Source organism: Ensifer sp. LBL, assembly GCF_050435225.1.
Lineage (GTDB): Bacteria > Pseudomonadota > Alphaproteobacteria > Rhizobiales > Rhizobiaceae > Ensifer.
This window is the reverse complement of record NZ_JBNDJY010000001.1, coordinates 63,417-76,957: the sequence shown is the minus strand read 5'-3', so window position 1 is coordinate 76,957 and position 13,541 is coordinate 63,417. Positions and strand designations below refer to the sequence as shown.

Here is a 13,541-nt window from a genome sequence, read left to right as displayed (position 1 = left end):
ATGGGCCGACGGACGGAAGACAGGATTGAGTACGAAGATGGCAAAGCTGAAAGTCGACGGAAAAGAGATCGAGGTACCGGATCATTTCACGCTGCTTCAGGCGTGCGAAGAGGCCGGGGCTGAAGTTCCGCGCTTCTGTTTCCACGAGCGGCTTTCGGTCGCCGGCAACTGCCGCATGTGTCTGATCGAGGTGAAGGGAGGGCCGCCCAAGCCCGCCGCCTCTTGCGCCATGGGCGTGCGCGACCTCCGTCCGGGCCCGAACGGTGAAGCCCCGGAAGTCTTCACGACCACGCCGATGGTCAAGAAGGCGCGCGAAGGCGTGATGGAATTCCTGCTGATCAACCATCCGCTCGACTGCCCGATCTGTGATCAGGGCGGCGAATGCGACCTGCAGGACCAGGCCATGGCCTTCGGTATCGACAGCTCGCGCTACCAGGAAAACAAGCGCGCGGTCGAAGACAAGTATATCGGCCCGCTCGTCAAGACCGTGATGAACCGCTGCATTCATTGCACGCGCTGCGTTCGCTTCACGACAGAAGTTGCCGGCATTGCCGAGCTTGGCCTGATCGGCCGTGGCGAAGACGCCGAAATCACCACCTATCTCGAGCAGGCGATGACCTCCGAGCTGCAGGGCAACGTCGTTGACCTCTGCCCGGTCGGCGCGCTGACCTCGAAGCCGTTTGCCTTCACCGCCCGTCCGTGGGAGTTGAACAAGACCGAATCCATCGACGTGATGGACGCGCTCGGCTCGGCGATCCGCGTCGACACCCGCGGCCGCGAAGTCATGCGCATCATGCCGCGCGTCAACGAGGACATCAACGAAGAGTGGATCTCCGACAAGAGCCGCTTCATCTGGGATGGCCTGAAGACGCAGCGTCTCGATCGTCCGTACGTCAAGAAGGACGGCCGTCTGCAGCCGGCGACTTGGGGCGAAGCCTTCCAGGCGGTCAAGGCGGCCGTTGCCCAGACCTCCGGCGACAAGATCGGCGCCATTGCCGGCGACCTCGCTTCGGTCGAAGAAATGTACGCGCTGAAGCAGCTTATTGCAGCCCTCGGCTCCGAAAGCGTTGACTGCCGCCAGGATGGTGCCGCACTCGACCCGTCGCTCGGCCGCGCCAGCTACCTCTTCAACCCGACGATCGCTGGCATCGAAAGCGCTGACGCGCTTCTGGTTATCGGCTCCAACCCGCGCTTCGAGGCGTCTGTTCTCAACGCCCGCATCCGCAAGCGCTACCGCATGGGCAACTTCCCGATCGCCGTGATCGGCGAGCCGGGTGAACTGCGCTATGAATACGAATATCTCGGCGCCGGCACCGAAACGCTGGCCGAGCTCGTCTCGGGCAAGGGCAAGTTTGCAGCGACCTTGAAGAAGGCGCAGCGCCCGATGATCCTCATCGGCCAGGGTGCTGTTGCAGGGGAGGGCGGCGCTGCCGTTCTTTCCGCCGCCGCCAAGCTCGCGGGCGCCGTCGGTGCGGTCACCGCCGAGTGGAACGGCTTTGCCGTTCTTCACACGGCCGCTTCCCGCGTCGGTGGTCTCGACCTCGGCTTCGTTCCGGGCGCGAACGGCAAGACGGCGGCCGAGATGGTCACCGCCTCCGACGTTCTCTTCCTGCTCGGCGCCGACGAGATCGACCTTGCGGAACGCAAGTCCGGCTTCACCGTCTATATCGGCTCGCACGGCGACAACGGCGCACATGCAGCCGACGTCATCCTGCCAGGCGCGACCTACACCGAAAAGTCCGGTACCTGGGTCAACACCGAAGGCCGCGTTCAGGTCGGCAACCGCGCCGGCTTCGCACCGGGCGATGCCCGCGAGGATTGGGCGATCATCCGCGCGCTTTCCGACGTGCTCGGCAAGAAGCTGCCCTTTGATTCGCTTGGCGAATTGCGCTCGAAGCTCTATGCGGCCCACCCGCATTTCGCCGATATCGACGCAATCGCGACCGGCAACGGCGACGAAATTGCCGCACTTGGTCAAAAAGCCGGTGAGATGGGCAAATCCGTGTTTGCGTCTCCGGTCAAAGACTTCTATTTGACGAACCCGATAGCGCGCGCATCCGCCGTCATGGCCGAATGCTCGGCTTTGGCACGCAACAATTTCAAAGCTGCGGCGGAATGAGCGCGAGGGAATAGAGTATCATGGACGCTTTCGTTTCGACCTATGTCTGGCCCGCGATCATCATGGTCGCCCAGTCGCTGCTGCTCCTGGTCGCGCTGCTGCTTTTCATCGCCTACATCCTGCTCGCCGACCGTAAGATCTGGGCTGCAGTTCAGCTCCGCCGTGGTCCGAATGTGGTAGGCCCGTGGGGACTTTTCCAGTCCTTCGCCGACCTTTTGAAGTTCGTCTTCAAGGAGCCGGTGATTCCCGCCGGCGCCAACAAGGCGATCTTCCTGCTCGCCCCGCTCGTCTCCGTGACGCTGGCGCTCGCCGCCTGGGCGGTGATCCCGCTCAACGCCGGCTGGGTGATCGCGAACATCAACGTCGGTATCCTCTTCGTGTTCGCCATATCTTCGCTTGAAGTTTATGGCATCATCATGGGCGGTTGGGCGTCGAACTCCAAATATCCCTTCCTCGGCGCGCTTCGCTCCGCAGCACAGATGGTTTCCTACGAAGTCTCGATCGGCTTCGTCATCGTTACCGTTCTGCTCTGCGTCGGCTCGCTGAACCTGACGGACATCGTCAACGCGCAGTCGAGCGGCATCGGTACGAACCTCGGCCTGCCGGCGTCGTTCCTCGACTGGCATTGGCTGGCGCTGTTCCCGATGTTCATCGTCTTCTTCATTTCGGCGCTGGCCGAAACGAACCGCCCGCCCTTCGACCTTCCGGAAGCGGAATCCGAACTCGTCGCCGGCTTCATGGTCGAGTACGGCTCCACGCCTTACATGATGTTCATGCTCGGCGAATACGCCGCCATCTGCCTGATGTGCGCGCTGACGACGATCCTGTTCCTCGGCGGCTGGCTTCCCCCGGTCGACGTCTGGTTCCTCAACTGGGTTCCCGGCATCATCTGGTTCGTGCTGAAGGCATCCTTCGTGTTCTTCATGTTCGCGATGGTGAAGGCTTTCGTGCCGCGTTACCGCTACGACCAGCTGATGCGTCTTGGCTGGAAGGTCTTCCTGCCGATCTCTCTCGCAATGGTCGTGATCACTGCGTTCGTTCTCAAGCTGACGGGAGCCGCATGACGATGGCTCACGTTTGGCAGCATACCGCCGGCCGCTCCCAGGCCGGCAACTCTGGAGGTAAATGATGGCCGGTCTTTCGCAAGCCGTCAGCTCGCTGTTCCTGAAGGAATTCGTCGGCGCGTTCTTTCTGTCGATGCGCTATTTCTTCAAGCCGAAGGCGACGTTGAACTACCCCTTCGAAAAGGGGCCGGTCAGCCCGCGTTTCCGCGGCGAGCATGCGCTGCGCCGTTATCCGAACGGTGAAGAACGCTGCATCGCCTGCAAGCTGTGCGAGGCGATCTGTCCTGCACAGGCCATCACCATCGAAGCCGGCCCGCGCCGCAACGACGGCACCCGCCGTACGGTTCGCTACGACATCGACATGGTGAAGTGCATCTATTGCGGTTTCTGCCAGGAAGCCTGTCCGGTCGATGCCATCGTCGAGGGCCCGAACTTCGAGTTCGCCACCGAGACGCGCGAAGAGCTGTACTACGACAAGGACAAGCTCCTCGCCAACGGCGACCGTTGGGAACGGGAAATCGCACGCAACATCGCAATGGACTCGCCTTATCGCTGAGGCCAGAGCGTAGCGCCGCCCCGGGGAGGGCGGTGCATGTGACATAGGTTTGGGCAACGGCCGGACGCGTGTCCGGCTTTGCCTGTGGAGTGGGGCCAGAAGCGCCTCACACCGTGCAAGACGAAGAAGGCACCGATCATGGGTCTGCAGGTTCTTTTTTTCTATCTCTTTGCCTTCATCGCGGTGGCGTCGGCATTCATGGTCATTGCGGCCAGGAACCCGGTTTATTCGGTTCTGTTCCTGATCCTGACCTTCTTTAACTCAGCAGGTCTGTTCCTGCTGACCGGCGCCGAATTCCTCGCGATGATCCTGCTGGTCGTTTATGTCGGCGCGGTCGCGGTGCTGTTCCTGTTCGTGGTCATGATGCTCGACATCGACTTCGCGGAACTGCGGGCCGGCGTGCTCGAATACGCGCCGGTCGGCGCGCTGATCGGTCTGATCCTTGCAGCCGAGCTCATCATCGTGGTTGGCGGTGCGACGTTCTCGCCGGAGATCGCCAAGTCGATTTCGATGCCGATCCCGGCGGTCGCCGACCGCACGAACACGGCAGCGCTCGGCGACGTGCTCTATACCCACTACGTCTACTTCTTCCAGATCGCCGGCCTGGTCCTGCTCGTCGCCATGATCGGCGCGATCGTGCTGACCCTGCGCCACCGCGACAACGTCAAGCGCCAGAACATCCCGCAGCAGGTTGCCCGCACGCCCGAGACCGCCGTCGAAGTGGTCTCGGTCAAGCCCGGCCAGGGCATCTAAGTCGGACGCGAGATCGAGGAACAAAAAAATGGAAATCGGAATTTCCCACTATCTCACCGTCAGCGCCATCCTGTTCACGCTGGGCGTCTTCGGCATCTTCCTGAACCGGAAGAACGTCATCGTCATCCTGATGTCGGTCGAACTCATTCTTCTCGCGGTCAATATCAACATGGTCGCCTTCTCGGCGTTCCTGAACGATATCACTGGCCAGGTCTTTGCCCTGTTCATCCTGACCGTCGCGGCTGCGGAAGCGGCCATCGGACTTGCAATTCTCGTCGTCTTCTACCGCAACCGCGGCTCGATCGCTGTTGAAGACGTCAACATGATGAAGGGCTGATTGGGCTATGGATACCATCATCAAGGCTATCGTCTTCCTGCCTTTGATCGGCTTTCTGATCGCCGGCCTCTTCGGGAATTCGATCGGCGCCAAGGCTTCGGAATATGTCACCAGCGGTCTGATGATCATCGCCGCGGCTCTCTCCTGGTACGTCTTCTTCGACGTTGCCATGGGCCACCAGGAAATGATCAAGGTTTCGGTGCTGCGCTGGATCCAGTCCGGCAGCTTCGACGTCGAATGGGCGTTCCGTGTCGACACGCTGACATCGGTGATGTTCGTCGTCGTCAACACCGTGTCGACGCTCGTGCATGTCTATTCGATCGGCTACATGCACCACGATCCGCATCGTCCGCGCTTCTTCGCCTATCTGTCGCTCTTCACCTTCGCGATGTTGATGCTCATCACGTCGGACAACCTGGTGCAGATGTTCTTCGGCTGGGAAGGGGTGGGTCTCGCGTCCTACCTGCTCATCGGTTTCTGGTACAAGAAGCCGTCGGCGAACGCCGCTGCGATGAAGGCCTTCATCGTCAACCGTGTCGGCGACTTCGGCTTCGCGCTCGGTATCTTCCTCGTGTTCGTGCTGTTCGGCTCGGTCAACTTCGAGACGATCTTTGCGGCTGCCAAGACCTATCTGCCGGCCGAAGGCGCTGGAGCAGGCGAGGCGGTTATCACGCTGTTTGGCATGCACCTCGACAAGGCTGATGCGGTCACCGCAGCAGCGCTCCTGCTCTTCATGGGCGCGATGGGCAAGTCGGCGCAGTTCCTGCTGCACACCTGGCTTCCGGACGCCATGGAAGGCCCGACCCCGGTTTCGGCTCTTATCCATGCCGCAACCATGGTCACGGCCGGCGTCTTCCTCGTCGCCCGCATGTCGCCTATCTTCGAATTGTCGCCGGATGCGCTGACCGTCGTCACCATCATCGGTGCGATCACCGCCTTCTTTGCGGCGACCGTCGGTCTGGTCCAGAACGACATCAAGCGCGTCATCGCCTATTCGACCTGCTCGCAGCTCGGCTACATGTTCGTGGCGCTCGGCGTCGGCGCCTATGGCGCGGCGATCTTCCACCTGTTCACGCACGCCTTCTTCAAGGCGCTTCTGTTCTTGGGCGCCGGTTCGGTCATCCACGCCGTCGATGGCGAGCAGGACATGCGTTACATGGGTGGCCTCAGGAAGCACATTCCGGTTACCTACTGGATGATGTTCATCGGCACGATCGCACTGACCGGCGTCGGCATCCCCGGCACGATCATCGGTACCGCGGGCTTCTTCTCGAAGGACGCGATCATCGAATCCGCCTATGCCGCGCATAGCTCGGTTTCCGGCTTTGCCTTCGCGCTGCTGGTCGTCGCTGCGCTCTTCACCAGCTTCTACTCCTGGCGTCTGGCCTTCATGACGTTCCACGGCAAGCCGCGCGCTTCCTCGGATGTCATGCATCACGTCCACGAATCGCCGCAGGTCATGCTGGTGCCGCTCTACATTCTTGGTGTTGGCGCGCTCGTCGCCGGCTTCCTCTTCCACGACTACTTCTTCGGCCATCACTATGCCGAGTTCTGGAAGGGCGCGCTGTTCACATCGGCTGAGAACGAAATCCTCGAGACCTACCACGATGTTCCGAAGTGGGTTAAGTGGAGCCCGTTCTGCGCCATGGCGCTCGGCCTCTTCACCGCCTGGTACATGTATATCCGCCGGCCGGAACTGCCGAAGTATCTGGCAGAACAGCATCGCGGCCTCTATCAGTTCCTCTTGAACAAGTGGTACTTCGACGAGCTCTACGACTTCCTGTTCGTGCGTTCGGCCAAGTGGCTCGGCACCTTCCTGTGGAAGGAAGGCGACGGTCGCGTGATCGATGGCTACGGCCCGAACGGCATTGCCGCTCGCGTGCTCAACGTCACTGACCGCGTTGTCCGCCTGCAGACTGGTTACCTCTATCACTACGCGTTCGCGATGCTCATCGGCATTGCCGCGCTTGTTACTTGGATGATGTTCAGGAGTTCCTTCTGATGACCGATTGGCCCGTACTTTCCGCGGTCACCTTCATGCCGCTCGTCGGCGTTCTACTTCTCTTGCTTGTCAGGGAAGACAGCGCCTACGGCCGCCGGAATATCCTGAACGTTTCGCTGCTGACGACGATCTTCACCTTCGCGGTGTCGGTTTACATCTGGTACCAGTTCGATGCCTCGAACCCCGGCTTCCAGATGATCGAAAAGCATGAGTGGCTCGGCACCGGCATTTCCTACCATCTGGGTATCGACGGCATCTCGATGCTGTTCGTCGTGCTCTCGGCCTTCCTCATGCCGTTCTGCGTGCTTGCAAGCTGGCTGTCGATCGAGAAGCGGCTAAAGGTATACATGATCGCGTTCCTGGTCCTGGAAACGTTCATGATCGGCGTCTTCGTGTCGCTCGATATCGTGCTGTTCTACGTGTTCTTCGAAGCCGGCCTCATTCCGATGTTCCTCATCATCGGTGTCTGGGGCGGTAAGGACCGCGTCTACGCCAGCTACAAGTTCTTCCTCTATACGCTGCTCGGCTCGGTGCTGATGCTGCTTGCGATCATGGCGATGTACTGGCAGGCCGGTACGACCGACATCACGCAGTTGCTCGCCTATAACTTCCCGCGCCAGATGCAGACCTGGCTTTGGCTCGCCTTCTTCGCATCCTTTGCGGTGAAGATGCCGATGTGGCCGGTCCACACCTGGCTTCCCGACGCGCACGTTCAGGCGCCGACCGCAGGCTCGGTCATCCTGGCCGGCGTGCTCCTGAAGCTCGGTGGTTACGGCTTCCTGCGCTTCTCGCTGCCGATGTTCCCGTTGGCATCCGACTACTTCCAGCCGTTCGTATTCACGCTCTCGGTCGTCGCCATCATCTACACCTCGCTGGTGGCGCTGATGCAGACCGACATCAAGAAGCTGATCGCCTATTCGTCGGTGGCACACATGGGCTACGTGACAATGGGTATCTTTGCTGCCAACGTTCAGGGCGTTCAGGGTGCGATCTTCCAGATGCTGTCGCACGGCATCGTCTCGGGCGCGCTCTTCCTTTGCGTCGGCGTTGTCTACGATCGTCTGCACACCCGCGAAATCTCCGCCTATGGCGGTCTCGTCAACAACATGCCGAAATATGCCGTCGCCTTCATGGTGTTCACCATGGCGAACGTCGGCCTGCCGGGCACGTCCAGCTTCGTGGGTGAAGTGCTGACCCTGGTTGGCGCCTTCCGTGCCAACACCTGGGTTGCGCTCTTTGCCACCTCCGGCGTGATCCTGTCGGCGGCTTACGCGCTCTGGCTCTATCGCCGGGTCGTGTTCGGTGCCTTGGAAAAGGAAAGCCTGAAGGCGTTGCTCGACCTGTCGCCGCGCGAAAAGGCCATCCTTTATCCGCTGGTGATCCTGACGATCTTCTTCGGCGTCTACCCGGCACCGATCTTCGATGCGACCGCGGCCTCCGTGGATCTGCTCGTCAACAACTACTCCGCAGCCCTGCAGGCAGCGCAAAACGTTGCGCTTTCGGTGCAATGACCACAGGACGTGATTGGACATGACTGCTGAAACCCTCCTTGCAAGCCTGCAACTCTCGATCCCCGAGCTGATCCTCGCGGTCGGCGCGATGGCCTTGCTGATGATTGGCGTGTTTTCCGGCGAGAAGTCGGCGTCGACGGTCACCGGTCTTGCGGTTGCCGTTCTGATCATCGCCGGCCTCTGGCTCGTTCTGAAGACCGGTGAAGGCGAAGCCTATGGCGGCGCCTTCCTGTCGGATCCTTTCGCCAAGTTCATGAAGGTTCTGGCCCTGATCGGCTCCATCACCGCCCTGGTGATGACGGTTGGTCATGCGCGCTCCGCCCAGATCGACCGTTTCGAGTTTCCGGTGCTCCTGGTGCTGGCAACGCTCGGCATGCTCCTGATGATCTCGGCCAACGACCTGATGTCGCTCTACCTGTCGTTGGAACTGCAGTCGCTGGCCCTTTATGTCGTCGCTGCCATCAACCGCGATAGCGTGCGCTCGACGGAAGCCGGCCTGAAGTACTTCGTCCTTGGTGCGCTTTCTTCGGGCATGCTGCTCTACGGCATGTCGCTGATCTACGGCTTCACCGGCCACACCGGCTTTACCCAGATCGCGGCTGCGCTGACGGCTGAGGGCCGCTCGCTCGGCCTGATCTTCGGTCTCGTCTTCGTGCTCGCCGGCCTTGCCTTCAAGATCTCGGCCGTGCCGTTCCACATGTGGACGCCGGATGTTTACGAAGGCGCGCCGACGCCGGTCACCGCCTTCTTCGCGGCGGCACCGAAGGTCGCCGCCATGGCGATCCTCGTTCGCATCGTCATCAACGCCTTCGAGCCCGTGGTTGCCGACTGGCAGCAGATCATCGTCTTCATCTCGATCGCATCGATGCTGCTCGGCGCGTTCGCGGCGATCGGCCAGAAGAACATCAAGCGTCTGATGGCCTATTCCTCGATCGGCCACATGGGCTACGCGCTGGTTGGCCTCGCCGCCGGCTCCATGGCCGGTGTTCGCGGCGTGCTGCTCTACATGCTCATCTACATGGTCATGACGCTCGGCACCTTCGCCTGCATTCTGGCGATGCGCCGCAAGGAAGGCGAAAACGTCGAGAACGTCGACGATCTCGCCGGTCTGTCGCAGACCAACCCCTTCATGGCGACCGTGCTGACCGTCCTGATGTTCTCGCTCGCCGGCATCCCGCCGATGGCAGGATTCTTCGGGAAGTACTTCGTCTTCATGGCGGCCATCGAAGCTCAGCTCTATGCGCTCGCCATCATCGGCGTTCTCGCATCGGTCGTTGGCGCCTACTACTACCTGCGCGTCATCAAGGTGATGTGGTTCGACGATGCCAAGGGCGAGTTCGCCCGCACCGCCGGCGAACTGCGGCTGGTCTTCGGTCTCTCGGGCCTGTTCGTTCTCGGATACGTCCTGATCGGCGGCCCGCTCGGAAACGCCGCTGAAGTCGCGGCGCGGACCTTCTTTTGATCGCCTTTGAAAGCGGCGGCCGGATCTCGCTCGACGATTTCCGGCACGTCGCTCTCGATGCGGTCGGGTCGACCAACAGCGAATGCCTGGCGCGTGCGCGCCAGGGTGACCCGGGCAATCTCTGGGTCACGGCCATCAGGCAGACCGGCGGGCGCGGACGTCGCGGCCGGGCATGGTTCTCCGAACCGGGCAATCTCTACGCTTCGCTTCTCCTCATCGAGCCGGCTCCGGTCGAGCAGCTGCATTCGCTGCCGCTTGCCGTTGCCGTCGCCGTTCACAGGGCAATCCGCCAGGTAATGCCGCCGGGTTCGGCGCCTGTCGAGATCAAGTGGCCGAACGACATCCTGATCGACGGCAAGAAGACCTGCGGTATCCTGCTTGAAGGCGAAAGCCTCCCAGATGGGCGCCGGGCGCTGGTCATCGGTTGCGGCATCAACATCGCTGTCCAGCCGGACGAAGGGCTCTATCCCGTGACGTCCCTGGCCAACGAAGGTGCGTCGGTTTCGCCCGACGAACTGTTTGCGCGCCTGTTCCTGACGATGGCGGAGACCCTGCAGGTCTGGGATCGGGGCGTCGGTATCGCCGCGACGATCGAACAATGGCGGGCAGCAGCCCGCGGCATTGGTGAAACGATAACCGTGAACCTGCCGGACCGGTCGCTTTCAGGGCGCTTTGCCGGTATTGATGAGGCCGGACGGCTGGTGCTCGACACCGGCAACGGCATGACGCAGGCGATTGCCGCCGGCGACGTATTTTTCGGATAAATTTGGAAACAGGGGCGCATCACGATATGGCGCAGGAAGAAGAACTGGTGTTCTTGCCGCTCGGCGGCGTCGGTGAAATCGGCATGAACCTCGGCCTTTATGGCTACGGGCGGCCGGGAAGCCGCCAGTGGATCATGGTCGATTGCGGTGTGACGTTTCCGGGGCCCGATCTTCCGGGCGTCGACCTCGTTCTCCCCGATATCGGCTTCCTTGCCGAGGAACGTCGCAATCTCAAGGGCATCATCATCACGCATGCCCACGAAGACCACTATGGCGGCCTGAACGACCTTTGGCCGGGGCTGAACGTTCCGGTCTACGCCTCGCCGTTCACGGCTGGCATGCTGGAAGCCAAGCGCGATTTCGAGAAGAGCCGGGGCGAAATCCCGGTCACCATCTTCAAGCAGGGCGACCGTATCAATGTCGGCCCCTTCGAGATCGAGGCCGTCGGCGTCAACCATTCGATCCCTGAGCCGATGTCGCTGATCATCCGCACGCCGGCGGGCACCGTGGTTCATACCGGCGACTGGAAGATCGATCTGCACCCGTCGCTTGGACCGCTGACCGACGAGGCACGGTTCCGCCAGATCGGCGATGAAGGTGTGCTTGCCCTCGTCTGCGATTCCACCAACGCGATGCGCGACGGCGTTTCGCCATCGGAGCAGGAGGTTTCCGAAAGCCTGACGAAGATCATTGCCAGTGCCGAGGGCCGGGTGGCGATCACGACGTTCTCCTCGAATGTCGGGCGCATCCGCTCGATCGCTGAAGCGGCCGAAGAGGCGGGCAGGGATGTGCTCCTGCTCGGCAGTTCGATGAAGCGGGTCGTCGCCGTCGCTACGGACCTTGGGCTGATGGAAGGCATCAAGCCATTCCTCGCCGAAGACGAGTTCGGCTATGTGCCGCGCGACAAGGTCGTGGTGATCCTCACCGGCAGCCAGGGCGAGCCGCGGGCAGCCCTTGCCAAGATCGCCCGCGACGAGATGCGCAATGTCGCCTTCTCGGCTGGCGACACGGTCGTGTTTTCTTCACGCACGATCCCGGGCAACGAAAAGGCGATCAACGACATCAAGAACGGCCTCGTCGAACAGGGCATCCACATCATCACCGACAGCGAGGCGCTGGTGCACGTGTCCGGCCACCCGCGTCGCACCGAGCTGCAGCAGATGTACCAGTGGCTGCGGCCGCAGATCCTTGTGCCTGTTCATGGCGAAGCGGCGCATCTGACGGCGCACGGCGAGCTGGGTCGCCAGTCCGGCATCGCCAGCGTTCCGCGTCTTCGGAACGGCGAAATGCTGCGTCTTGCGCCAGGTCCCGCCGAAGTGATTGACGAAGCGCCCCACGGCCGCATCTACAAGGATGGCAGCCTCATCGGCGACTTCGAGGAGATGGGCATCGGTGAACGCCGGAAGCTCTCCTTCGCCGGCCATGTCGCCGTCAACGTCGTTCTCGACAGCCGCTACGATTTTCTGGGCGACCCGGATATCGTCGCGATCGGCTTGCCGGAGTTCGACGACGAGGGTGAGGACATGGAGGACACGCTCTATGACGCCATTCTCGGCGCCGTCGAGAGCATCCCGCGGGCCAAGCGCAAGGATCTGGCGATGCTGCAGGAGGCGGTCCGCCGCGCCGTACGCAGCACCGCCAACCAGATCTGGGGCAAGAAGCCGATCGTCACGGTGTTTGTCACCAAAGTCTGATTGGCCGGTCGCGCGCAACCTTGTAAGCGAAGCCGGACGTCAAAGCGGGAGATCGCCATGCTTGGAAGAGTGAACCACATCGCCATCGCCGTGCCGGACCTTCACGCCGCCGCCGAAAGCTATCGCTCGACGCTCGGCGCCTCCGTCACCGAGCCGCAGGCTTTGCCAGAACACGGCGTCACCGTCGTGTTTGTCACGCTTGCCAACACCAAGGTCGAGCTGCTTGAGCCGCTCGGCGAGGGCTCGCCGATCGCTGCTTTCCTGGCGAAGAACCCGTCGGGTGGGATGCATCACATCTGCTACGAGGTGGAGAACATCCTGTCGGCGCGCGACGCGTTGCGCGCCGCCGGAGCACGGGTGCTGGGGGATGGCGAGCCGAAGACCGGCGCGCACGGCAAGCCGGTGCTCTTCCTGCATCCCAAGGATTTTCAGGGTACGCTGATCGAACTCGAAGAGGTGTGACAGTTGATCGCGCGATGACGGTTTGTGCGATCGGGCCGGCGGCGCTATAAGGCGGACGGAATGTCGCGGAAGTCGCGGCGAATACGGGGTTGCCCGTCGTCTTGCCGATCGCCTTCACCGGGAGCTTGAAATGCCGCTTTTTTCGACCTTTGCCATCTACTTCATCATCTGGTGGATTACGCTCTTTGCCGTGCTACCCTTGGGCGTTCGCACCCAGGCGGAAGAAAACAGCGTCGTTCCGGGCAGTGTCGAGAGCGCGCCGGCGAAGTTCAACGCCAAACGGGTCGTGCTTCTGACGACCATAATTGCGGCCGTCATTCAACTCGCCTGGTATATCCTGTCCGTCAGGCTGGGCTACGGCATCGATTCCATTCCGCGTTTCTACCCAAAATTCTATTGATAAGTTCATCGCTGCCGCCACGCGAGGGCGACCGTTCTCGTAGCGACAAATTCTCTGCAATCTGATGGGCACATCCGTGCCTTGACGGCGCCTTCGCGCATGCCTGCGCAGAAGACCCGGGCAATTGTAGGATTGACCGCCGTGAAATTGACATAGTTCAATTTTGTAGGGTGCTTCGCGGGGATGTCGCTTGCTGAAAAGCAAAAAAAAACAAGGCTAAAAGCCTTGTTTTTCAAGTTTCGCGTGATCTTTAATCCGTTTCCGGCGGCAGCGACGAAGCGCGCCTAAGATCTTATCCTCCCAAGACTTGACCGCGAAAGTCGGCAAGAATTTAGTCTTCATGCCTGTTTTGTGAGCCGAAACTAGCCCAAACATTGGGCTCTGTCATCCTGTTTTTTTGCATTTTTGCTACAGTCG

The 13,541-nt window shown here is 61.3% G+C and carries 12 protein-coding genes; all 12 read left to right on the top strand.

Going from position 1 to position 13,541, the window contains the following annotated elements; genetic code table 11:
- Positions 1-37: 37 nt before the first annotated feature.
- The 12 genes from nuoG (at position 38) to OKW20_RS00325 (ending at position 13,124) form a co-directional block, all read left to right on the top strand.
- Complete coding sequence (nuoG, locus tag OKW20_RS00380) at positions 38-2,119, top strand: NADH-quinone oxidoreductase subunit NuoG (RefSeq protein ID WP_043626144.1); 2,082 nt, start codon at positions 38-40, stop codon at positions 2,117-2,119.
- A 20-nt stretch (positions 2,120-2,139) separates the two neighbouring features.
- Positions 2,140-3,183, top strand: coding sequence for an NADH-quinone oxidoreductase subunit NuoH (gene nuoH, locus OKW20_RS00375; RefSeq protein WP_034803570.1), 1,044 nt, complete (start codon positions 2,140-2,142; stop codon positions 3,181-3,183).
- Positions 3,184-3,247: 64 nt separating this feature from the next.
- The gene (gene nuoI, locus OKW20_RS00370; protein WP_025426590.1) at positions 3,248-3,739 is read left to right on the top strand and encodes an NADH-quinone oxidoreductase subunit NuoI; all 492 of its coding nucleotides are present in this window, start codon (positions 3,248-3,250) and stop codon (positions 3,737-3,739) included.
- 138 nt (positions 3,740-3,877) lie between these two features.
- Positions 3,878-4,492 (top strand): NADH-quinone oxidoreductase subunit J, encoded by a 615-nt coding sequence (locus OKW20_RS00365; RefSeq protein WP_043626138.1) that lies wholly within the window; start codon positions 3,878-3,880, stop codon positions 4,490-4,492.
- Positions 4,493-4,520: 28 nt separating this feature from the next.
- Positions 4,521-4,829: an NADH-quinone oxidoreductase subunit NuoK gene (gene nuoK, locus OKW20_RS00360; RefSeq protein WP_034803568.1), complete on the top strand. Its 309-nt coding sequence runs from the start codon at positions 4,521-4,523 to the stop codon at positions 4,827-4,829.
- 7 nt (positions 4,830-4,836) lie between these two features.
- Complete coding sequence (gene nuoL / locus OKW20_RS00355) at positions 4,837-6,831, top strand: NADH-quinone oxidoreductase subunit L (protein WP_429169653.1); 1,995 nt, start codon at positions 4,837-4,839, stop codon at positions 6,829-6,831.
- The gene (locus OKW20_RS00350; RefSeq protein ID WP_429169652.1) at positions 6,831-8,342 is read left to right on the top strand and encodes an NADH-quinone oxidoreductase subunit M; all 1,512 of its coding nucleotides are present in this window, start codon (positions 6,831-6,833) and stop codon (positions 8,340-8,342) included. The genes nuoL and OKW20_RS00350 overlap by 1 nt, the downstream gene beginning before the upstream one ends.
- Positions 8,343-8,361: 19 nt before the next feature.
- Positions 8,362-9,804 (top strand): NADH-quinone oxidoreductase subunit NuoN, encoded by a 1,443-nt coding sequence (nuoN, locus tag OKW20_RS00345; protein ID WP_192447269.1) that lies wholly within the window; start codon positions 8,362-8,364, stop codon positions 9,802-9,804.
- Positions 9,804-10,568 carry a biotin--[acetyl-CoA-carboxylase] ligase gene (locus tag OKW20_RS00340; protein ID WP_043626163.1) on the top strand — a complete coding sequence of 255 codons (765 nt, stop codon included), beginning with the start codon at positions 9,804-9,806 and terminating at the stop codon, positions 10,566-10,568. The genes nuoN and OKW20_RS00340 overlap by 1 nt, the downstream gene beginning before the upstream one ends.
- A gap of 26 nt (positions 10,569-10,594) precedes the next feature.
- On the top strand, positions 10,595-12,262 hold the full coding sequence (locus tag OKW20_RS00335) for a ribonuclease J (protein WP_043626129.1): 1,668 nt from the start codon (positions 10,595-10,597) through the stop codon (positions 12,260-12,262).
- Between the two features lie 57 nt (positions 12,263-12,319).
- Positions 12,320-12,724 (top strand): methylmalonyl-CoA epimerase, encoded by a 405-nt coding sequence (gene mce, locus OKW20_RS00330; RefSeq protein ID WP_429169650.1) that lies wholly within the window; start codon positions 12,320-12,322, stop codon positions 12,722-12,724.
- A 130-nt stretch (positions 12,725-12,854) separates the two neighbouring features.
- Positions 12,855-13,124, top strand: a complete 270-nt coding sequence (locus tag OKW20_RS00325) for a DUF1467 family protein (RefSeq protein WP_043626126.1) — start codon at positions 12,855-12,857, stop codon at positions 13,122-13,124.
- Positions 13,125-13,541: the final 417 nt, after the last annotated feature.